General features: G+C 60.5%; 9 protein-coding genes. 6 read left to right on the top strand and 3 right to left on the bottom strand.

Going from position 1 to position 22,264, the window contains the following annotated elements; genetic code table 11:
* Nucleotides 1-289 precede the first annotated feature (289 nt).
* Nucleotides 290-1,108 carry an HNH endonuclease signature motif containing protein gene (locus EJ072_RS10480; protein WP_126079627.1) on the top strand — a complete coding sequence of 273 codons (819 nt, stop codon included), beginning with the start codon at nt 290-292 and terminating at the stop codon, nt 1,106-1,108.
* 364 nt (nt 1,109-1,472) lie between these two features.
* Here the strand turns inward: EJ072_RS10480 and EJ072_RS10475 are convergent, their stop codons facing one another.
* The 3 genes from EJ072_RS10475 to EJ072_RS10465 all read right to left on the bottom strand — a co-directional run bounded on the left by EJ072_RS10475 (nt 1,473) and on the right by EJ072_RS10465 (nt 10,624).
* Entirely contained in the window at nt 1,473-4,763 is a 3,291-nt protein-coding gene (locus EJ072_RS10475; RefSeq protein ID WP_126079626.1) for a UvrD-helicase domain-containing protein, read from the bottom strand.
* Complete coding sequence (locus EJ072_RS10470; protein WP_189343288.1) at nt 4,760-7,345, bottom strand: PD-(D/E)XK nuclease family protein; 2,586 nt, start codon at nt 7,343-7,345, stop codon at nt 4,760-4,762. The genes EJ072_RS10475 and EJ072_RS10470 overlap by 4 nt, the downstream gene beginning before the upstream one ends.
* Before the next feature lie 159 nt (nt 7,346-7,504).
* A complete protein-coding gene (locus tag EJ072_RS10465) occupies nt 7,505-10,624 on the bottom strand; it encodes a hypothetical protein (RefSeq protein ID WP_126079624.1) in 3,120 nt (1,039 codons plus the stop codon).
* A gap of 541 nt (nt 10,625-11,165) precedes the next feature.
* On the opposite strand from EJ072_RS10465, the gene EJ072_RS10460 reads away from it, so the two are divergent.
* From EJ072_RS10460 to EJ072_RS10440, 5 genes are all read left to right on the top strand, one after another.
* Complete coding sequence (locus EJ072_RS10460; RefSeq protein WP_126079623.1) at nt 11,166-12,758, top strand: hypothetical protein; 1,593 nt, start codon at nt 11,166-11,168, stop codon at nt 12,756-12,758.
* Nucleotides 12,742-13,953 carry a PAN domain-containing protein gene (locus EJ072_RS10455; protein WP_126079622.1) on the top strand — a complete coding sequence of 404 codons (1,212 nt, stop codon included), beginning with the start codon at nt 12,742-12,744 and terminating at the stop codon, nt 13,951-13,953. The genes EJ072_RS10460 and EJ072_RS10455 overlap by 17 nt, the downstream gene beginning before the upstream one ends.
* 23 nt (nt 13,954-13,976) lie before the next feature.
* Nucleotides 13,977-14,393, top strand: coding sequence for an excalibur calcium-binding domain-containing protein (locus EJ072_RS10450; RefSeq protein ID WP_245467278.1), 417 nt, complete (start codon nt 13,977-13,979; stop codon nt 14,391-14,393).
* Between the two features lie 138 nt (nt 14,394-14,531).
* Entirely contained in the window at nt 14,532-15,233 is a 702-nt protein-coding gene (locus EJ072_RS10445; RefSeq protein ID WP_245467277.1) for a thermonuclease family protein, read from the top strand.
* A gap of 632 nt (nt 15,234-15,865) precedes the next feature.
* Nucleotides 15,866-22,054, top strand: coding sequence for a hypothetical protein (locus EJ072_RS10440; protein WP_126079621.1), 6,189 nt, complete (start codon nt 15,866-15,868; stop codon nt 22,052-22,054).
* Nucleotides 22,055-22,264 lie beyond the last annotated feature (210 nt).

The following is a 22,264-nucleotide window of genomic DNA, read 5'->3' as shown; positions in this document are numbered from 1 at the left end:
CGCAATGGCCTAGTGCCTCGCAACTGGCGTATCAAAAGCCGCACTTGTGGCGAGGTGGAGCCCTGGAAGTTGAACTTCGCGACAATCAAAGGGGTGTAACCAAGCATTGGTTGCCTGTACAAACGGCAGAGTAGCTCAGGTGGAATCAATCCTGGGGGTGACCCCGCCAAGCCCCTCTTCCAAGTAGGCACTCGTGACCACATTCCTTCTTAAACTGAATTGTGAACTTCATCTTGGCGGCGCGGTTCCTCGACCAATCGAGGCAACACAGTGGGAGGGAATACGAGTGATGATGCCGCATCCGTCGCGCATTTCTGGTGGCCCGGGAACCCACGTGTCGGATGGAGACACATTAGTCGTGTGGGCACACGAAGATCCCAATTTTGGCAGCGGGCTGGGTCTGACGGCAGAGGGGGTGGCACATGACGTCGTACGGGGAACAGATGGCACGACAGCAACTTTAACGGGTGTTCGCCTTTTGAAACCGCACTTTCAGCTTCGGGGCCGTGCGGAGATGGACACTGGCAGTCGGGTGATAGACCATTTGCGGCGCCTCCGTCACCTGCGAACATATGAACTGGAAAGTGAAGAGCTTGCCGAATTCAGGCGCGTCGTGACCGACTTCATTGGACGGCAGGTGGCGCTACTTTCTTCAATCAAGACACAATACCTGACCGATGAAGAAAAGGCATTGGAGCTGGATCAGGCGACGATACTCGATGGTTTTCACCGGCGTTTCACGAAGCAAGAGGCGCGGCCAGAGCAGTACAAATTTCGCGCTGATCTTCTCAGGCTCTATGGCAAGTGCCTCATTACAAACTGCCGCGTGGAGGCCGTCTTGCAAGCCGCTCACATCATCCCCTTCTCGGAGAGCGTCAGCTATCGCAATGATACGAGCAACGATCTCATTCTCCGCGCCGACATCCATGCGCTGTTTGACAAATTCCTTATAGCCATTCACCCGATGCGGAACGAAGTGGTTGTAGCGCCAGTACTTTGCGGAACGACCTACGAAAAGCTTGCAGGGCAAGCGGTCAAACACCGAGCGGCCGTCGACTTCGTTAGATACCACTACACGTTCTTCCGGGCGGCATTCCAACAAGGCTGAGGCAAAGTGGGCCCTTCCTGTTCCGGCGGGCTCGACTCGTAAATCCATTCCACGTGTTACAACTGACTGCAAGCTGCCGCTAGTTCGTCACCTTGCAAAGTCCCATTGGGCCATGTCCGGGACGCTAGAGGCTTCGACTTCAGCGTCCGCTACCCGCACGGCTGTTGCCACAAGCTGCCGATCTGCAATCGGCCCCACATATGACAGGCTGCTTCGCACCTTCATTTGGCCATTCCGCGAAACGATCGCCGTTTCAGAGTCTGCCGTACCCCCGTTTGTCGATGAGGCCTACACCAGCTCCATCGGAAGTTTCGGGCAGATTCAGGGGGTGGCCAAACTCTTCCCTATGAACACCCCGCTTGCATCATTCTGTCGGCGACACCCAGCTCACCTCGCCGCGGCTCAGGTAAACGAGGGCTCCGCGAGAGGCCCCAGTGGTGCGCAGGTATGCTGCGACCTGCGCAGAATAAGCCGCTCGCTCCGCGGCAGTGGGTGCCAAGTCGCTCTTCCAATCGAGAATGACTTCGATACGACCGTCCCGCAGCGCGAGCGCGTCGGCACGTCCTGATACCAGAACGCCGTCAGTGTCGATCGCGTAGATTGGCAGTTCCGCTTCCAGCATAGGCCAAAGCGCCGCGACCTCAGGCAGCGCCCGCGCACGAAGAGCGGTCTCGGCACATTCTGCGGGGTCAGGGTAGACAGCTTCGCCAGATTCAAGCGTGCGCAATTCAGCGGCAAGCACTGTCGCGCGCGCCTGTACGCTGGCCGGATCGCCAGCCAATTCGCCAGTGACCATCTCCTCCATGAGCTTATGGAGCAAGACGCCGCGCACTCGTCCGGCCCCGACGACCCGGGGCGCTTCAAGAATGTCCTCGATGACTTCGCCGATCTCCACCTCCTGAACATCAGCGCGATCGGGATCGTGATCACTGGGGCGGCGCCAGACGATGGGTGGTGCGGCGGCCGCCACGGCAGCCGCCTGCTGCGCGAAAATCTCACTCGTCTGCGAGTTAGCGTCGACGGCGGTCCGCGGCCGGGGCTGGACCGGTAGAGACGCAGGGTCTAGTTCCGGAAGAACACCCGCCCCCAAGTCCAGGATACGCGCCCAACTCGTTGCGTCGGCGCCATTCAACTCTGGAAGGATAAGCAAGTCTCGCGCCCGGGTGCAGGCGACATACCACAGCCGCGCGCGCTCTCTCGCGGCACTCTCGGCCTCTTCTGCCTGTGCCGCTTCCAGGTGAGGCGGTGTAAGGCCGCCCAATACCCAATGCAGCGTGTTATCCTTCTGACGATGGACGAACTGGTCCAACTGCCGCATCTGAGTACCGGTGTTGATTGGGATCACGACCGGCCATTCCAGGCCCTTGGCGCTGTGCATAGTTACAAGCGAGATGGCCTCTTCGCTCTCATCAATCCGGCCTTCCGTCACTGGGCGACCGGCCTTCCAGTCGGCGGTGAGGTCCGCGACGAAGGCGCTAAGGCCGCGGACACGGTAAGCTTTGGCCAGCGTCATCAAAGCGTCGAGGTTGGCAATTGCCCGACCGCCGCGGTCTCCCGTCCGTAACGCCAGTGCGACGCGTAAATTCAGCTTTTCTGCGGCTTCCCCTAGTAATGCTGCAGGGGTGGTTGAGCCGACCCGCCGGCGGAGCGCCTGCAATGCCTCTAGAACCCACCGCGCCTCAGTGTCGAAGACAGACGACGGGTCCGTCCTCAACGTGAATGCGCGCTGACGGTCATCTTCAGGAGCAGGCAGGGCCGCGGTGACGGCCAGAAGGCGCTCTTCGGTAAGACCGACCATCGGGCCGCGCAGGAACGCCCCGAACGCCAGCGTGTCTGCTGGATCGGCCAAAGTGCGCAGCAGCGCCAGGACGTCCTGTGTCTCCTGACGGCGCATCAGCGCCTTGCCGGCCTGTGATGCTACGGCAAGCCGCCGGTCCTCCAACGCCTGCTCATAGCGCCAAAGTTCCGAGCCAGTCGGAGCAAGCAGGGCGATGTCTCCTGGTCGCAGAGGCCGGTAGGTTCCATCGCGCCCTCGCACCTCAATGGACCCTACGAGACGTCGGCAGAGATCACTAACCTTCTGGGCTTCCAGTTCGCGCAGCCTGGCCGCTGACATCGCCTGCACGTCCAGAGTCAGCTTGCAGACGCCCGGCAAAGATCCCCGGGATGCGGGCAATGTAGTGTCGAGCTCTACGTAACCGGGCTGGCCTTCAATCGATAAGGGTGCCCGAAAGAAGCTGTTGACGTGCTCGAGGATTTCGGGCGCCGAGCGGAAGTTCGCGGTCAACCGGATTATCGCCGCCGGATCTCGGGTTTCGAAGGCCTCATAGACTGCAGCATAGGCCTCCACATCGGCCCCGCGGAATCGATAGATCGCCTGCTTGGGATCGCCGACCAGAAAGAGAGCTCCGGGGCGGGGGACCGCATCCGTCCATTTCGCCGGCAACTCTTCGGCCGCAATAGCGAAGATCACTTCGGCCTGGATCGGATCGGTATCTTGAAATTCGTCGACGAAGACGTGCTGGTACCGCCTGCCTAGCGCTCGGCGCACGTTGTCGTGTTCACGCACCAACGCCCGCGCCCTCAGCAACAGGTCGTCGAAGTCGAGGGCGGCGGCGGCGCGCTTGCGGGCCGCATAATCTGCCAGGAGTTCATCCAATTCGGTGGAGAGAAACGCAACGAGCGCTCCGCCCAGCTGTCCCATCAGATGACCGAAGGCACTGCGGCAGGCCTCGTAGTGTGCCTGGGCAGTTTCAAACAGGTTGACGCCTGCATCGCCGCCAGCCACGCGCCATGCGTTGCGAAAATTGTAGTTTCGCCACTTCAGGCCACGCGTCAGCATTGTGCTAATCCGTGGTGGCTTCGCGAGCCGCCACAGTGCTGCAAACCCGTAGGAACCCGCAAGCGCATCACTGAAAAACGCTTCCAGCACCTGAAGCTCGCGCACGAGGTCTGCCGTCCGGGGCTCAGGAGGCGCCGAGGCGCACCATCGCGCAAAGGCGTCCACCGCATCTCGGAACGCGAGATCTGGTCGAAGCGAAAGGTCTATGTCCGGTGGCTGAGCAGTGGGGTAGCGGCGGCGCAGCTTAGCGAGCTCGCGCACGGTGTCCACGACCTGAAGCGGATCGTCGCCCGCCAGAACGCCCACGGCCCCCGCAGCCGCTTCGTCCCGCGCCAAACGGCGGCGCAACCAGTCCGTGAACGCGCCCTCGAACATGACGTCGGCCTGCGGTCCGTCCATTACCGCAGCTCCTGGATCCAGGTCCGCCTCGACAGCGAAAGCGCGTATTATGGCCTGGCAGAACCCGTGGATCGTCGTCGCCGTCAGCTCGTCAAGCTGCGGATGGGCCGAGGCGAGGTTGCGCCGCTGGGCATCCGATAGGCCGTCTGGCAAGGCGAAAAGCAGTTCCTCGGGCGGGTCATTGCGCAGAAGCTGCTCCACCATCCGCCGAATACGCAGGGCCAGTTCGCCGGCGGCAAGTTCCGTGAAAGTGATCGCAGCGATGGTCTTCGGCGCCGTCCCCGCGGCAAGGAGCAACGCGCAGCGACCGGCCATTATGGCCGTCTTTCCCGTCCCGGCCGCCGCCTCCACCAAGAGAGATTCAGCATGGGCAGTCAGCGCGCGTCTGCGGGCATTCTGATCGATCAGCGTCACGTCGACCCCCACAGCACAGACAGTTCGCCGGCTGCAACCTCCAGCGCCTGGACTTTACGCCTGCGGTAACTTTCTAGATCGGCGGGCAGTGCCAAGCGGAGGTCGTTGTACGGTTCGTAGGCGTCCGGTCCAACTGGTGCCGAACCGTTCAAAAGCATGCCTGCGGCGGCTGCAACGAATCGGTCGGCCTCGCCGAGGGCACCATCGAGCTCATCGCCGGAGAGTGTCTGCGCCGACGGCCCATCCCGCAGGTACACGAGCCGGGAGACGACCTGGCGAACCTCGGACAGCCGCCGCATGGCTGCAGCGGAGTAAATGACCCGCTGCAGCTCGGACCCACCCGCCAGAGCGCCGGCCGACGTAGTCCGCGGCAACGCGCCGGTCTTGTAGTCCGTGACTCGCGCCGCTACGCCGTCGCCGCGTAGGTCCAGCCGGTCGATGCGTCCACCCACCGTCAGCCCTCCCAGGATCACATCAGCCGCGTTGTCCCATGGAAGGTCGGCGCGGGCTTGCTCAAGCTCCGCCCTGCCGAATGCCACCTCGCTCCAGCTGCGCGTCCCGTCCATTATTCCTTGGTCAAAGCAAAGGCCGGCCACAGCCAGTCGGACTGCCTCGTCAACAGTGCGGCGCCACAAGACCGGCGGGGGCGTAGGCCGCTCTGCCGGCCATCTAGTTGCCACCTCGTTGGCAGCGGCAGCCGCGGCGGCTTCGATTTCTTCTGGCGACGCACGGCCGACGCCGTAGGACGAGTTTAGGCGATGTGTGGTCCGCCGAAGAAGCTCGTGTACGAGGTCGCCGAAGCCGGGCCGGTCTAGCGCGAGAATGTCAATGTAGACCTCGACCGGCCACCAGCACAGGGCGTATTGCCACACAAAGCCCAAAGGGTCGCGGAGAAGTCGGCGGAGAGATGTAGCGGACTGCTCACGGCCGAGCGCGTCGCGCACGCTGGGATCGTCAGGCGCGAACCGACCATCCCATGGCGTTGAACGGAATGAAAGCCAAGCCGCCCACGCGGCTCGCCCGAGGGCCAAAGCAGGCTGTTCGCGAGCCTCCAATGGGCGAGCCAAAAGACGATCGGCCTCGTTGAAGGCGTGGATCGGCGTTCGCACCTTGGTAAGAACGACAGCCTCATCCTCGGGGAAAAGCCTGCTCGGCGCGAGCATCGCGCCCTCCGCGGAGCGGCGGCTGCGGGAAAGTACGAGATTGCCCTTGGCTTGAGCGCAAAGGGCTTCAAACAGGCGAACGTCCAGCTCTGGCCGCGGGACCGGCTCGAGCAAATTCCGGGAAATAATGTGATCAGGAAGCAGTGGGTCTTCCGACGTCGATCGTGGCCAAGCCCGACTCGTCAGGCCTAGCAGGCGGACGTGCGGGCGTGGCGCTCCAGCCAAGTGCGCGGCCGGCGCCCAAACAATATTGGCGCCGGGTGAGCGGCCATCGGTCACTCGCAATGTTTGCAGACTGATTTCGAGAGCCTCGGCAGGAGCTGCACGCAAGGCCTGGCGCCACAACGCCAAGGCGGGCTTATCCAAGAACTGCTCGCCAAGCTCAGCCGCAGCGGATATCCCCTGGGCGAGCGCTTCAATCCGAGGAAGAAGAATCTTCTCTACGACCGTTACTTTAGAAGGATCTTTGCGCGTCGCCACGAGCGCGACGCGCCAGTGCGCCGGCGAGAAGAGCCCTGCCGCCCGGCGAAGTCCCCGCGTCCAATCGGACGGCAGGCCCTCGCTTGCGCGTTCTGAACGCCGCAGAAGGCGGCGTACTCGCATCTGAGAAAGTCCCCGCAGAAGGATGTCCGCTAAGGCAGCGCATGCCTGTCCGGCTGGCCCCTCGAGAGCGGCGTGCCCGTGGGAGAAATGGACCGGCAATTTGGCATCGTGCGCGAGGACAAGCATGGCCTCGTCCCAAGGCTCACAGGCCGCTGACGCAATGGCAATGTCGACGGCCCTCACGCCGGAGGCCATAAGGCCGCGCGCCCACCGGAGTGCCTCCACTACCTCTGCACGGGGATCGGCGCAGATCACAGCCTCACGCGTCACCCTCGCTGCCTCCGGCGGCTCGCGAAGCGTGCCTGTGAACCAGCGTCGGTCACCGGCACACGGCGGGGTCCAGACGACACGCATGCGCTCAGTAAGTGCCAAGACTAGGGGCCGCCACACCGGATCGACGTCGACCAGTCCGACAAGTTCGACCGAGCCTAGTAAAGACGCGGCGTGGGAAAGCCGTTCAAGCGCCGCAGCGCGTAGGTCTTGAGGCGCGAGGACGCCCCCAGGCAGGCCAGCGCGGACCTGCCGATCTAACCTTGCCAAATCCGCCATTCGCGCGCCAAGGCCTGGATCCAGGATCAGGTCGGCGCGCCAGGCGGCCGTCAGCGTCCGCTGCACCGCGCGTACCATCCCTGGCAGGCCGCGCACGCCCTCTAGTTCCTTGAAGTCGCCAGCCTGCAGCGCGTGGCGAATCGCTGGTTGAAGCTCTTCTGCGGCTGCGGGCCGTTTAAACCCCCCGGCCAGCCGAGCGGCCATGAGGGGGAAGGTGGTGACTTCGACGCCGAGCGCGTTCGTCCGTGCCGCCTTCAGCCGCTCCATTCGGAGCGCTAGGGGCCCTGAGACGACGCGTGTGGTCCGCTGTATTGGGTGCGTCACTGGATCGACCTCGCCAGTCGGCGGCAAGCGAAGGGCCGCGTGGGAAGGAGGAAAGATACGCTTCATTGCCTGTGCCGAGTGTCGGTGTCTAGAACCAGGCCGTCAGCTTGGCGTAGTTTTGCGGCCGGCGGAGATTTTGAAGCCCTCGGGAGCGGGCTTGTAGCGGTCGTCCGACCTTGGCCAGCGGTGTACGCGGCTCTGCTGAGCCCTGAGCGACCCCGGGTTGATCTCGACCACCACCAAATGATCGTTCTTCCCGCCGCGGATTCGGCATAAATCGCGGGCGAAAGAGTCCTTTCGTGGTGCGCGGACCCGACTATCCCCAAACGCCCGGTTATTCACCAGCGCCACATAAGCATGCACATCTAGGCTGGCCGCCTCTACGAGGGCCGAGAAAGTCTCAAGGTCCCGGTTCCAAGACAGCACCGCCAGCAGGTCCACATCACCTTGGAGGCAGCGGCGGTGATCCATATTCTGGAGCTCGGAGCAAATCAGCACGCCGAAGTGGACGCCCGAGTGCACGTAAACTGGATGGTTGCGTCCCGCCCCCCAATCGACCCATGTGCGGCCGTAGGACTGCAGTAGGTGCTCAGCCTCGGCGGGCGCCCCTTCCAGTTTGGGCTGTCGGATTTGTACTGCCGATGCGAACCCTAGGCGCTCGTCGCGCAGGATCAGGGCAGCGGAACTGGATATTTGGTCAACGCCCTCAAGATTGTAGTCAAGTCCCGCGACCAGGCTGATGCCTGCCTCTAGGAGCACCGCGCTGATCGTATCCAACCAAGTCTCAGGGACGCTCAGTTCCGGGAGAAGGAGATGGGTGGGCCGCGGCCTCGCCTGCACCGCGAGGTTTACGATCGTGGCCAGCCGCGTGTAGCGTTCAGCCGAGCGGTCGGGTCGTCCTTCCGCGGCGAGCGCCCACGTATCCTGACTCGTCTCGAGGCTTGTGATCCCGAGCCGAACGGCCCCGCCCGGGGCGGTTCCGCCAAGATCGACGAGGGCACCGCTCCGTCTTGGAGGGATTGACCTGCCTGCGGGAAGGTCGGGCGCGACCTGGGGTGTTCCCCGCACTGCGCGACAGTAGAGCGCCCATGCCTGGGCCGGTGGCGTCACGCCGTCGCCGAAGACGCATTCTTCAGGGCGATAGAGCGCGATATCCTGTGCGCTATAGGGCCGCGTCGCCAGAATGTAGGGAAGCATTGAGGCCGGGAGTGCCGGCTCCGCCTTCAAAGCCGACGGGTTCACCCGCTGTACGCCCGTTGTCGGCTCCCGCCCGCGAGATCTGTCCAAAAACTCGGAGAGCTTTGCATGGTGGCGAAAGAGCTCCGGCAGAAGGTACTCCCCCTCGATTGCAGGCCGCTCTCGGTCCGCGTCAAGCCGCACATGCTCCCGATAGGAGCGTTTCGCCCAATCGGTCTCCCGCAATTCGCGGACTATTCGAAGCAGGATGTCAGGCGCGTGGGAGATGCCAAGTTCGGCGAGGAGGTCGAGCGCTGCTCGGGGCAACTGGAGCGGGCGGCCGGGATTAAATTGGATTGAGCGAAGGACTGCTTCACCGCAAGCACCTTGTACCCATTCCGCCAAACCCTTCCATACCCGGGCATTCAGACGCCGGGTTTGGCCATTGATCTTGCATACGCGACCTTGAAGCTCACGCTGAAGCCGCGCGAGTGCCTGTGTGGCGTAGCGATGCATCTTGGCTGCATCGGACCAGTCGGCGAGTGACACCGCAAGCGAGATGAGCCGAGCAAGGCCGTCGATGTGCTCAAGGATCTTGTCGGGTCGCACGATATGCGAACAGGCGAACTCGTAGAAGCGCTTTCGTTCCGAAGTCCAGGCTTTGCGGTCAAGATCGCGCGCTAGGATTTCCGCAGATCTTAGCTGCAGAGCCCAGCCCAATCTGCGCAGGGTCAGCCCATCGGCGCGTCGCAAAGAGTCCGGTTCCTCGGCGGTGCCGCTCGCCGCCGCCAAGGCCCGGGCGGACGCCATGTTGTCCATCTCCTCGGCCAAAGGCATAAGGCGCCGCTCGCTCGAGAGCGTATTTACCTGATGGGAAATGTTGCTCAGCAGGTCAAGCCCTGATTGGCCTCTCAGGAAGAAGACCTTTTGCTTCTCCTGCTTTAGCATCAGCCGCGAGCGCCCCTGGTAGCCCCCGGGGAGCGCGACCTCGATCACACCCGGTGTGGCTCCTTCTTGGAAAATGTCGCCGGCGCGCTGCCGGATGAAGTCCCAGAGTTCGGTTGTGCTGCGAATCCGACCCGAATCGCGGATGACCAGGAAAACGTCGTCGACGTACCGGCCATAGTAGACTGGCGCCAACGCATCGAGGATGCGCTCGTCGAACGCGTAGAGCAAGACGTTGGTCATGATACGCACCGCGGCGAGACCGATCGGCAGGCCGCCAACTTGGTCTTGTAACCGGCCGGCGCCCCCTCCAATGAAGCGTGCAGCCTCCTCGCCCCAAGCATGTAATGCTGCAACTAAAGCCTCAGTGAACTCGATCTCCCAGGGAGAGAGTTCCAGCCCGATTGTCGAAAGGAAGCTTGCGCTGGTAATAAATGACGCGTCAACATTGTGGTAGTAAGAGGAGAAATCCAGCGTAAGCGCGACGACTGGTTCACCTTCGTCTAGGGCGGACCGGATCGCGGCGATACCGCGGTCCCTCCACGCGCGGTAGGGTTGAAAATACGGCTCAAAGGATCCGACGGCGTCGTATTGATAGTCGCCACGGGGCCGATCCCTAAGCTCGGTGTGGCCGAAGCGTCGGACACGGGAGCCGAACGCATGACCACGGAGACGTTGGTCGTACTTGTGCCCGACAAGGTTGATCCAAAGCCCTGACAACACATGCATCTCGACGTCGAAGGCACCCACCAAGCGAAATTCTGGCGTGAGTTCGTGACTCTCCTGCAGCCGCTCGAAGGCCCGAGCTGCATCCGAGAAGAAGCACTGGGGCGTGTTTTCACGCCGTTGCTTCGTGCCCAAGCACTTGGCGAAGATCCGCGGCCGTCCACGTGACCGCTGGAGTACCTCCGCAGCACGGCCTTCATGGAGGTCTGCCAGCAGGCTCTCGAGATTGTCGAAGATGTTTTGTTCGTAGGTGGAAAAAATCTCGGCGCAGTAGATCGACCGCTCGAAGAAGCAGTCGGCCTTGGCCTTACGAAACGCGCCAAGAAGGTCGGCGAGATCGACATCCGCCCAAGATTTGTGTTGCTGAGTCTGCAAGAATGGCTCCCGGTTCAACCTACACACAGTGGCTGGGGTGCAACAAGCCCCTCGTATTGCAGACGGAGCAAGCCCAAGGTTTGCTACGAAGTTGCCGACCTAGTTTCAGCGCATGCGCGATTTGGTAACGGCAACTGTCGGAGATTCTCCCCAACGGCAGTCAGCCAACGGCCCATTTCCGGCATTCAGTCTCCGCATAGAACCGTCGTCTCCATCAGTGATCTGGGTCCGCAGGTCCAGGAAGCGAAAAAGTATCGCGCTGTACGGAAGCCCGGCCAAGATAATGCTGTTGTTGGCGATCGCTGCCGTGATCACTATGGCAGGTTTGGACTCGTGCATCTGCTCTGATCTGCTGTTGTGCGTTGCAGCCGTTCTACGGCTTGCACGCAGGTATGCAGATTAGCCCCGGAAAAAGGGACTAGCTGGGGTCTTAACTACGAGTCCCGATATTTGCCGCTTACGCATCAAGGACAGTTGCGAACATAGTTACTTTTCGGTGTAATGCCGGGAAATCCGCGAGTGGGTACGGGTGGGGTGTAAAATGCAAACGACGATGAGCCAAAAGCTCGCGACCTATGGGCAATGGACCTATAGGGGTGCGTGGGCGCTGGAGATAGCGGCAGCAACTATCGGCCTCACGACCGGCGTTGCGCTTGGTTATCAGGCCTTCGCAGCGAGCGAATCCGTCACTGCAATGGATCTGACATTGGCGAGTGCGCCATTTCTGATGGTTGCGATTGCCGAGCTGACGAAAATTCCGATTGCGACGCTCCTTTTCAGCGCGTCCTGGATCTGGAAGCCCATTGTGCTTGCCTTCCTCTTGATTCTGGCCGGTATCACCTTCGAGACCGTCTTCATGGGCATGGAGCGCGCAGGCGCGCTTCGTCAGCTCCGCTATGAGGATTTGGTCAACAAGATCGACGCACTTGAACAGGAGGCTTCGAAGCTCGCTTCTGCGGACGAGTTGGGACGCAAATCCGACCAGGTTGATCAGGCTCGCGCTGAGTTTGAGGAAATGACTGCTCTTGCGGAGAAATCCCGCGCCAGCTTCCAGAAACAGATTGCGGAAGTCGATACCGAATTGCAGGGGGCGACAGCTCTTACCCCGGAGGCCTCTCGTGTTCGCGACCAGATCGAAGAGAAAAACGCGGTTCGATCGTCGCTAATTGAGCAGCGCGATGCTGAGATCAAGGGCGCCGTCGACCAGTTTGAACGCCAGCGCGACAGTTTTGTTGAACGCATCAAGATGGCGCGAGACTCAGGCGATAGTGATTCAGCACGGAAATTGGAGGCTGAGGTCGCAAAGCTGGCAAATCCACGATCCAAGATCGGTGCCAAATTCGATGCCCAAATAGATCCGCTGGATCAGGAGATCGCGTCCCTGCGGTCCGATTTCGATCGGCTGCGCGCCAACAGTCCGCCGATGACGGCCGATCAGCGGCAAAAACTAACAGATCGGCGGTCGAATTTTGAGCAGACACGCGATGCGGACGCTGCGAGCTGGCAAAGAAGGCTCGACGAGGCGGGTAAGAGGTTAGCCGACGCCCAAAGCGCTGAGGCCAATAAAGCGACCGTTTCTGCGCAAAATCAGGTTAGGCAGGACCAAATTGCGAAGGAACTCGCGGCCCTGGAAAAGGAGCGCATTCCAATGGCGCGCACCGACCAAGTCCGAAGAATTGCGGCAAGGTGGTACGGTGTAAAGCCAGAGAAGGTGACACCTGAACAGGCAGGTGTGATCTCAGTCATTTGGTTTAGTTCGTTGGCGGTGATCGCGGCACTCGCAGGGCCAATCACAGCGATGGTGGCACTCGCATTGCAGCGGATCGCCGCTCGCGGAGAAATCCAGTCCCAAAGCCGTCTGTCGTCCCTCATTCGCCGCATGCTGTTGAGATGGCGGTGGCGCCGCGTTCGTACGATCGAAGTGCCGATCGAAAGAATCGTTGAGAAGGAAGTCGAGAAGCGCGTCGACGTACCCGTCGAGATTGAAAAGGTCGTCAAGGAAATCCTCTACGTTCCGCTGTTCACCGATGATCCTGAGGTCCTGCGAACGGCTTTGAACCAAGAGCTGCCGCCAGATGTTGCCGATCTGGTGAAGCTGTCGATGAAGGGGCAGGGCAATGCTCGTCCGGCATAATACGGCTCTTCTTGAGCAAGCCGTTGGCCTCGTCGTCAAGCGGTCCGCAATTCCAACGCTTCAGGCAGAGGCCGCTGCTCAGGAAAAGGTCGCCAAAGCCGCGGCGTTCAGGCGGATGGCAACCGGAGGCGCGATTGCGGTGGCGGCAATTGGAATTGGTCTGGGTCTAAAGCTGGGCCTTTGGCAAAAGCCCCAACTGCCCCCAACACCAATAGCAATTCCGCGGACAGAGATTCCTGAGCCGCCCGCGGAAAAGAAGGCGGATCGATCAACGGTACCGGTTCCCACTCCACGGCCAGCCCAGGTGCCGAGCCCACCTGCTCCACCAAAAGACCCTGACGTCGTGACCGTGGACTTTACGAAATTCGCAAACAAGACCGTCAATTTCCAAGGAGACAAATGGGAGTTGATTTCAGGCCATCATTTCAAGGACGAAAAAGACAGCTCTTGGGACACCGCCTGGTGTTATTCGCGCCGATCGGTTGGCGGCGTGGAGCTGAACGTTGAGCTCGTAAACCGACTAGGTGCAGATACTCAGCCGGTCTCGCCTGTCTCGACACCGGAGACATTGGCGCAGGCTGGTCTGACGGATGCCGCAGCAAAGCAGCTTGCAACGAATTGTGCTTGGCTCGACGGCCGGACTTTTGCAGCTGCGGATTTCGCAACTGACCCTCTTCGACAAACGGTTGGGTTGCGTCCGCAGCCACCAGCAATGCCAACTGGGCCGGACCCCGATGGTGGATTTGTTGTCGTGTCCGGATGGGACGCTATCGGGAACGACTTCCCCAATATGCCTATAAAAGGCATCAGCGCGGAGGAATGCCAGAGTGCCTGCGACCGCGATTTCAAGTGTCTGGCCGTAACCTACAATACTAAGTATCAGGCCTGCTTCATGAAAGGTGACGCTTCAATTCTCGTGAAAAGCGAAGACTCGGTTATGGCGGCCAAGAAAGTTGTCGAGAGCAACCTTCATTACTCGAACCTCGTGTTTGAAAAAAATACGGAGGTTTCGGGCAATCCTTACTGGTCGGGGCAGCTCAGGTACCCAGACTGCATTTTGCAGTGTGCGAGTGAAAATTCGTGTCGGGGGTTCAATTTCCGCAGTAAAGAGATGTCGTGCACGCTCCTTAGCAGCGTCTCGCAGTCGTCAGATAATTCTGCGGTCGCCTCCGGAATTAAGAGCGTCGGGAACTAACAAAGTTGTAGCGGGAGGGGCGAGTGGCAGTGGGGGCGCTTATCTATCTCGAGCAAAAGACCAACAATCGCAAGGCGGCGGTCACCTACTTTGCTAGAGTCCGTCTCGTGTTTGTGCTGGTCCTTTCGGGTTGCGGCGCGGACTACCTCAACAACTACGACACGATGACGCTCGCTTCAGGGGATGCTGGCAACACCAATCGCCTTTTGCAGACCATCGACCCGTTTAACCCCGCTAGCGACAACACGCATATCGAAGGTGATGGTGCGCGGGCGGTCATCGTGGTGCAGCGCTATCGCTCCGGACCATCTGGCGGTCGCGACATGGACTGCGCCGGCGGCACCGGAAACAATCCGGTGGTGCAAGGACCGGTAGCCACAGGTGAGTCAGATCCAAATCGGCTTGATCGCGACCATGACGGCATCGGCTGTGAGCGTTGAACTGTGAAGAAGCAATCGCGTTACGACAATAGATCTGACCAGTGGCGCAAGCGCGTTGGCACAAGGCGCTCACGTGCATTGCTTCGGGCGAGCATCCCGCGGCGTCTCATATTCGTAACGGTCGCAGCGGCAGGTGCGTTGGCTGCTCAGACCTTCATGCAGCACAGTGAACGCATTCCCGACATCAACATCTCGAATTTGCTTGGGCCGAAGCCTCAGCCAATCGCCGGCGTGGCATCCGTCATCGACGGTGACACTATCGAAGTTCACGGTCAGCGCATCCGCTTCAACGGCATCGATGCGCCTGAGAGCAAACAATATTGCGACGACGCCAAAGGCTTCGAGTACCCATGCGGCCGACGATCGGCGGAAGCGTTAGACAGCTTCTTAGCCGCCTCGCGCCCCGTTGAGTGCACATTCGTGACTTGGGACCGTTACCATCGTTACGTCGGCGATTGCCGGCGCGCCGACGGCACGCCAGTGGCGGCGTGGATGGTCGAACATGGCCAGGCGCTCGATTGGCCGCGTTACAGCCATGGGGCATACGCTTCGCAGCAGGCAAAAGCGGAAGCGGCAAAGGTCGGCTTGTGGGTCGGCAACTTCCGAACGCCCTGGGATTGGCGTGCGTTGCACGGCGACGGCACTGCACCTGCAAGCCAACCACTCCCTTTGGTCAACAGGAAGTTGGTTGCCCAGGGCGCCGCCTACTCATGTATGCCGCGGCGGTACTGCTCCCAGATAAGCTCTTGCGCTGAAGCGCAGTGGTATCTTCATAACTGCTCGTGGGGCCGAAAACTCGATCGCGATGGCGATGGAATTGCCTGCGAGACCCTTTGCTAGGCGCTAGGCCGCCACTTTCTTCCGACCGCTTTAGCATTTCAGACATTCAGTTCTCAGTATTCGGCTCATCGTCCGCTTCGACATCCAGCTCGGCGATGTCGGCCGCTACGAGATGCCTGCGCTCGTCGTCGGTTAATGTCGTTACGCGGGCCGACAGCAATCAGGTCGACGATGGCCACCTTGCGCATTGCAGAAAGCACTGGTTCGTTCGCATTCTCAGTGAGTTGGCGTCACCGTCTGATGCCGAACGGCGGTCATGCCGGAAACGGGTAATGAGAGGGGATCAGTTGCAGCGCTTCGATTGCTAGCGGCGACTTATCGGAGAACATCTCACCGCCGAGGCCGGTCAGTCGGCTCACGGGCCAATTCAGCCATTTGAGCGGAGGCCGTACCATTGTGAAAATGCCACTCACTCACGCCTGGCTAGTTGCGGAGCGACGGCAACTACTATCAACCTCCCACGAATTGGACTGAACAGCTTCGTAAACCAGGGCATCGACCGTTGCTGCAGTGAATTTTGCACCTTGACGGCAACATGTTCTCCGTCAATCGAGAATCAGGGTATCTGAGTCACTTTACTTGGCGCCGATTGGCATCGAGGTCGCCGGCAGAGATATGTGTAACGATTGAGGATGGCTCGAAAGAAAGCGAAAAACGAAAAGAGTCAGCCAAGCAACGAGCTTCGGTCATTGCCGCCTGCGCCAAATCAGCGGCGTCTGCCCCTCCACGAGATGCACGACGAAGATTTCGAGGAGATCCTTGCGGATGTCTCCGAAAAAGAACCGGGAATCATTCGCGCCGAGCTGAAGCGAACGTCGGGTGTTGAGCAATTCGGCGTGGATATTGAAGGCTTCTCGGATGACCAGAAACCCATGCTGGTCATTTCGTGCAAATGCTATCGGAGCATCCAGCCCGCTAAACTAAAGGGATGGAGCAACGACTTCCTCGACCACATCGGCGGGCATTGGAAGGAAAAGGGTGTCAAGCGGTTCGTCCTTGCCGTCTCGGTCGAACTCAACGATGACCGCCTAAACGCTCAAATTGCGGTCGAAAGCGCTCGGTTCAAGGCGCTAGGCATAGGCTACGAGGTTTGGGGGCTGAAAAAGCTCACCGACAAGCTCAGGCCAATACCGCATGCGATCGCGAAGTTCTTTCACCCCGGCTGGCTGGAGGCCATCGGTGCAGCTACGGCTATGGCGGCAAGGGCGAACTTGCCAAATCCTAGCGGGTCAACGGCCAATTCTACCGCAACCGCGCAGGCTGCCCAGTCGTTGAGTGGAGTCGCAGGTGCAGTGCGGCAGCGTTTGGGTGATGCGATAGCAAACCAATTAGAAGATGCTCTTCAGCGGCTCCGCGAAGGCATCAATAAGCCGCTGCGTGCCCTAGTCGATAACCTGAAGGCTGACCGGCTGTCCTGGGACATGCTGTCCCCGGACCTGAAAGCGAAGTTCCTTCGCGCGGAAGGGTCGCTGGCGGTCCGAAATAATGATCTTGCGCTCGCAAAGTCCTGTTATGGCGAGGCGGATGTCTATGCGCCTTCTTCGGACCGAACGCCCTCGGTGCTCGTTGCGCGATTGGAGGTGGATGCCGATTTCGCCCTGGCACTCGTTGGCAACCCCACTACCTCTGCTGAGGCCGGCGCCCGCGCGGGTCTCCTACTTGAGCTCGAAAGACCAGCCGAGGCTATTGCCGTCTTAGATGCCTGGCCAAACACCTCACCGACGGACGACGCCTACGAACCAGAGCGTCTCCGTTCGATCGCCCAGCTTTGGCACGACCGACATGCTGCCTTGGCGACCATTTCTGCAGTGGAACATTTGGCACCCCGTCAGTTTGCGGTTCAATGGGCGGCGGCGGTCGTACGCTTCAACTTCGCGCTCAGTGATAAAGTCGCACCGATACTGTCGACATTTCCTAATCCCATGCCAGCGGGGTTGTTTCGCGACACGCAGGACGCTCGCGACGCGCTCGATGGGGCGGAGCGCATCTTTGACATCTTGTCGCGTGCCGTAGACACGAGTGGGCAAGCTGCGGACCTTCAAGTCTGGCGGCTTGCTTGCCTGATTCTAAATCCAGCTCGATTCACAGAGGCCAGCCGCTTCGCGACAGTGCTTCTTTCCGGAAACAATCCGCACCCCGGCGCGGTGGTCTGGGCAACTTCCGCCGGCTTGTCGTTCGATCAAGAGGGGGTCGTGCGAGCTTTGAATGCCCGACTAAAGAGCGGCGGCGGAGATGCCTCGCATGCTGTCGCGGTCGCTCACCTGACTTTCACGCGAGGGGCCAAGTCCCGGGCTATTTCGGCGCTACGGCGACACCGAAAGCTCTTCACCGGAGAAGCTGATGTCAAACTCGTGGACTACTGGATCGAATTGCTGACTGGGAAGGGCAGTGACGGCCAGACCCAGAAGTTCAACGACGCGCTGGGCAAGATCAAGAGCGACGGGAACGCCAGCAGCCTGCTGGCGATGCTGGACACCGGTGCCCTAGTCGCCGACATGCAACTGGCTGCCTTCGAGACGCTGGCGCTCAATGGCAAGTGGCTCGAGGTCAACGAACGCCGCGCTTCTCTTCTGTCTTTCGGTACGTCGCATGCCGCCGAAATCGCACTGCGAGCTGCGTTCGCCCTGAATCTACATCAGGATGTTGTCGCTCTCGCGAACGACCAAGCCATCTGGTTCCATGATTCCCGGCTGCCCACCGCCTTGCGCGTTCTCGTTGCCAAGTCGAGGCTCTTGTTGGGGGATGCCAGCCTCGCGCTGCGGGCACTCGAAGAGATGCGTGCCGACGACAACAGCAACGAGCTTGCATTTGAAGTTGCATTGATGCGCCTACAGATCGGCGACGTGACTGGCGCGGCAGCGACCATTCGCGGCCGACAACCGCCGGCCGACAGTTCAGCCACGGCGTTGCTCAGGATCGCAGCCGAGCTCAAGTACGAAGACCCAGAGCTGGCGCGACGTCTGCTCGAGGGGATTTCCTTTGAACGTCTGAATCACCGACTGCTTCCTGACGCCCTCGCCCTCGTCAATCAGCTCGGTGTTCAGGCTGCGGCGCGAGCAATCATGCCTCGTCTGTTCGGACCCGATGCCGAGCCATCCGGAATCGTCGTCATCAACACCGTGGAAGAGGCTATCCAGTTTGCGCGCGAAAACGCCGATCGACTCCAGAAGGCCGATGCGAACCTGACGGAAAAATGGCTCAAGGCTGAAATACCACTGCACCTGGTTTTCGACGGACGGCCAGCTGAATTGGCCTCGTTCTTCCATAAGCCTTTCGCGGCACCACCGCGACTAGACGACGATGGCAAAGTCGAAGGCAAACCGTTCTTGCTTCGGAGCGGCACCCGTGGCGCGAAAGCCGAGGTTCCAAGGGATCAGTTGGTCCTCGACATTACGGCCCTGTTGTTGGGCAACGAGCTGGGGCTGTTGGAGCATCTTGAGCATGCTTGGGCCAGAATTCTGCTGCCCAATGAGACGCCTGAAATATTGCGGTCGATGGAAAGCGAGCTCGGGGGTCGGTTCGGGCAAGTGTCTGACGAGGCGCGAGACGTTCGGAAGCGGCTCGAAGACGGCCTTTTTGCCCCTGCTCCGACATATGCGTCTCTTCGGCGCTTGGTCGTCGAACCCGATGACGATCCGGCGTCGTCCGATGTGCCGCTTGCAAGTCTAATTGCGCAACTAGTTGCCCGCGGCATGGACTGCGTTCTCGGTGACAAAGCACTGGGAGAGCTATCGCTAGGGCCGGTAGAACCGGCGTCGCACCTAACCGACCCGCTGGAATTTGCCGTGTCGCCGGGAGACCTCGTCACGCTGCAGCGTGTTGGGCTTCTCGATCGGCTCATGCAGGATGTCGCGTTGGCGGTCGACCAGCAAAGCAAGACTCGATGGCTTGCAGGGTTCGACGAGCATGTCCAGGGACGAAAACTGGCCGACAAGATCACGGAGCTGCGGCAACTGGTGGCTCGTAAGGCTGACGCCGGCACCTGGCAGTTCCTGCCAGTCGATCACAGAGACCGCCAGGACCTCAAGAACTGTGGCGCTGGTGCGCATCTGTTCCTCAGCCTGATCCGAGCAGCGGAAGACGAGCCGTGCGATATCTGGGCAGAGGATCGGAAATTGTCGCTGGTCGGCAAGATCGGTAACGCCACGATTATCGATGTAGCGAATGTCCTCGATCGATTGTCCCGGAGTATTGGGGAGCCAGAGCGGGTTCACCTCACCAAACGGCTTCGACGAGCGGGTTACGGGTACACTTTGCCAAATGTAGACACCGTCGTCGATGCGCTGCTAGCGGCGCCAATGGACGGCCCCGGGCTCGTTGAAAGCGATGAACTCGCTGCCATTCGACGGGATTTCACCGTCCAGTTCGCGAACTCGTGCCACCTGATTGATAAAGCCGGCGGAACGACGCCCGGTGAACCGGAACTGTTCTTCCTATCCCGCCTCTTAGGGCTGGCCGGGAAAGTGTTTGCCGCACTGTGGAGCCGGCCCAACGTTGGTGAGGCAAGGCTTAATGCTACTGCCCATTGGACCTCTCGCCATCTTCGTGTCGAGCAGGCAAAGTTCCTGCCTCGCGAAAACCGGACCATAGAGGGTCGGGAGGAACTGCTGTTCCTCCAATACCTCTCGGTCCTTACCGCCATGTTCGACGTTCGAGGCAACTCCTTCCGCCAGGCGCGGGAACGTCGCACCAGGCTCATTCAATGGGTGATAGGAGCCATCGTCGAACCCGGGCTTGAGATCCGTCCGAAGTTTCGAGCACGGCTGGTGGATTTCCTTGCCGAGGCGTTGACCAGCCTCGGCAAGCTTGACAGTAGCCATCCGGATGTAACGGAGCAGATGCTCGTCGGCGTCATCCTAGACTATGTGAATTCATTCCCTCACGACTGGCGGCTGGATTTGCAGAGGCACAAGCTGCTGAGCGGTCTCGTCGGCTTGCGTGAGGTGGAGACCATCGGGTTCAGCAAAAACTTCAGGTTCGAGGCCGAGCAATTCTACGTGGCGATCGCCGAAGCCTACGCGACCGGCAAGTCGACAGTGCCCATGCTGAGTGGCAACCGGAAGGCCGTCATTACTATCATCCCGGACGCTATCCCGGCGCCCGATCGACCAACGGCCATCTTGGTCAAAAGCGGGAAAAAGTCGGCCAGTGTTGCGGACGATCGGCTAGAGCTCGAGTCCGGCGATGTCGAGCAGCGCCTGCGTGCCCTAAAACGCCATCCATCCTGGTTCGATCTAGGAGGTTCCGAGTTCGATGTGATCACTCGGCAGATTGCAGAGAATCCCGACGCCAAAACGCGGCGTGAGTTGCTGGGCTGCGCCCGGGCCAAGGCCATGACCTGCCGCTTGCGCCGACTGCAGGAACAAATCAGCAAGAACCGAAGCAGCGACAAGGAACTGCTCCTTCCTCCGCACCCCGATAGCATCCGCCAGTTCTTGCGTCTGTCATCCACCATCGATGTGTCGGCTGAGGGCTGGCTCAATCAGTCCTTCATCCAATTGCGAGATGAAATCGGCCCGTTCGGAGCCCTAGCACGCGTCGGCAGCATTCCTTTTGAACTCGGCACCAGCATCAATGGCGCCATCGTCTCGGCAGTCGACGAAATTGGTTTCGAGAAAGCGCTTGATCTGGCTGGTCCGACGCCGATGGTCCGCACAGCCTTGTTCGCGACGCTCTTCAAGGCGGGGCGGCAGAACCTCGATATCAGTAGTCTTGCCAAGCCATGGGAGGTCTACGGAGTCTTACATATAGCCTTGTTGCGGCTCGCCTTCCGCAGCGCGGCTCGACGTCAAGAATGGCAGCAGGTTCCGGAGCCCGAACGCTCGGTATTGCTCTGGGTGCACGCGAACGCCGTTCTAGAAATCCTAGAGAACCAAGGCGCCGCGCCCAAGGAGACGGCGCAGATCATCGACGGCTTCCTTAAGCAGCGCGTAGATGATGTCTTTCACCGATCGCAATCGTTCGGCGGTCGCCTTCTGGATCCCTTCGGTGGCACCTGGCGCGAGATTGCCGGCGCAGCCATAGCGCACGCCATCCGGGATATTGGGGGTCGCTTGAATAATGCCCAACGTGACGGGTTGCGCAGCATTCTAGCGAGGCAAGTTGGAAGCAGCTGGCTCCCGCACCCCGAACTCTGGCTTCCCGGTGGCGGTTCCGAACCGAAGAACTGTTGGCTCGACGTGGACCCGGCGGTGCTGGCGGCTGCAGCCGGCGTAGTTGAATTGCCTTCTCCGTTCAATGAACGCTCGCCACAGGCACTGGCCTTGTTGCTTATGCAAAAAATAGCAGATGCGGAGGTCGGTGAGGACGCAAGGGGATATTGGCCGCTGCTTTGGATGTTGGGCGTAAACGATATCGATGCCGAGGCCAGAGCAGGGCTGCGTTCGCTGATCGGTAGGCCCGACAGCTTGCCGGATTTTAAAACCGAAGATGGGACGGCCTGGGGTGCGGCGCTGCGCTACCGGGCTCAACTTTTCGGCAAGGATAGTGATTTTGATTCCTTCTGCCAGATGCTGCGTGCTGCGGCAACGGAAGCGCAGAACAACCACCCTGGCGAGCGCGTTTCCGAGTTGTCACTGAAGACGCCGGTGGTGTCGACGTTCCACCGCCTGACCGAAGCCATTTGGGAATTCTCGTCCGTCAGTTCGGATACGCTGGACGGCTGCATGGGCCGATTCGCCAAGCTTGCCGTCGTATTGGCGGATGCTTGGCCATCAAGCCTGTTGGCCTGTCTGACGTTGCTCGAGGCGATTGCAGCGCAATTGGAGACAGAGCCTGCCGGGTGGCTTTGGGATGCGATCAACCTGCTGCGCAGCCGTTAGTGGCTCCGCGTTCGCTCGGAGGCAGCTGTTCCTGGTTAAATTCAAGACTCCGCGCCCATCAAAGCGCAGCGTCTGGTATTTGCCTGCGACCCTGCCGGTAGCCGTCAGTCCACGGTCTACCACTCGAGACGCTCACCACATTGCCGCCAGGGCAAGCCACTCAGTTGGGGAACGCCCGTCGGATCGCATGGACGCGTACGTCGGGTATCT

The organism is Mesorhizobium sp. M2A.F.Ca.ET.046.03.2.1 (assembly GCF_003952425.1).
In the GTDB taxonomy this organism is placed as follows: Bacteria; Pseudomonadota; Alphaproteobacteria; order Rhizobiales; family Rhizobiaceae; genus Mesorhizobium.
The sequence above is the reverse complement of the archived record's forward strand: the minus strand, read 5'-3'. Positions and strand labels throughout refer to the sequence as shown.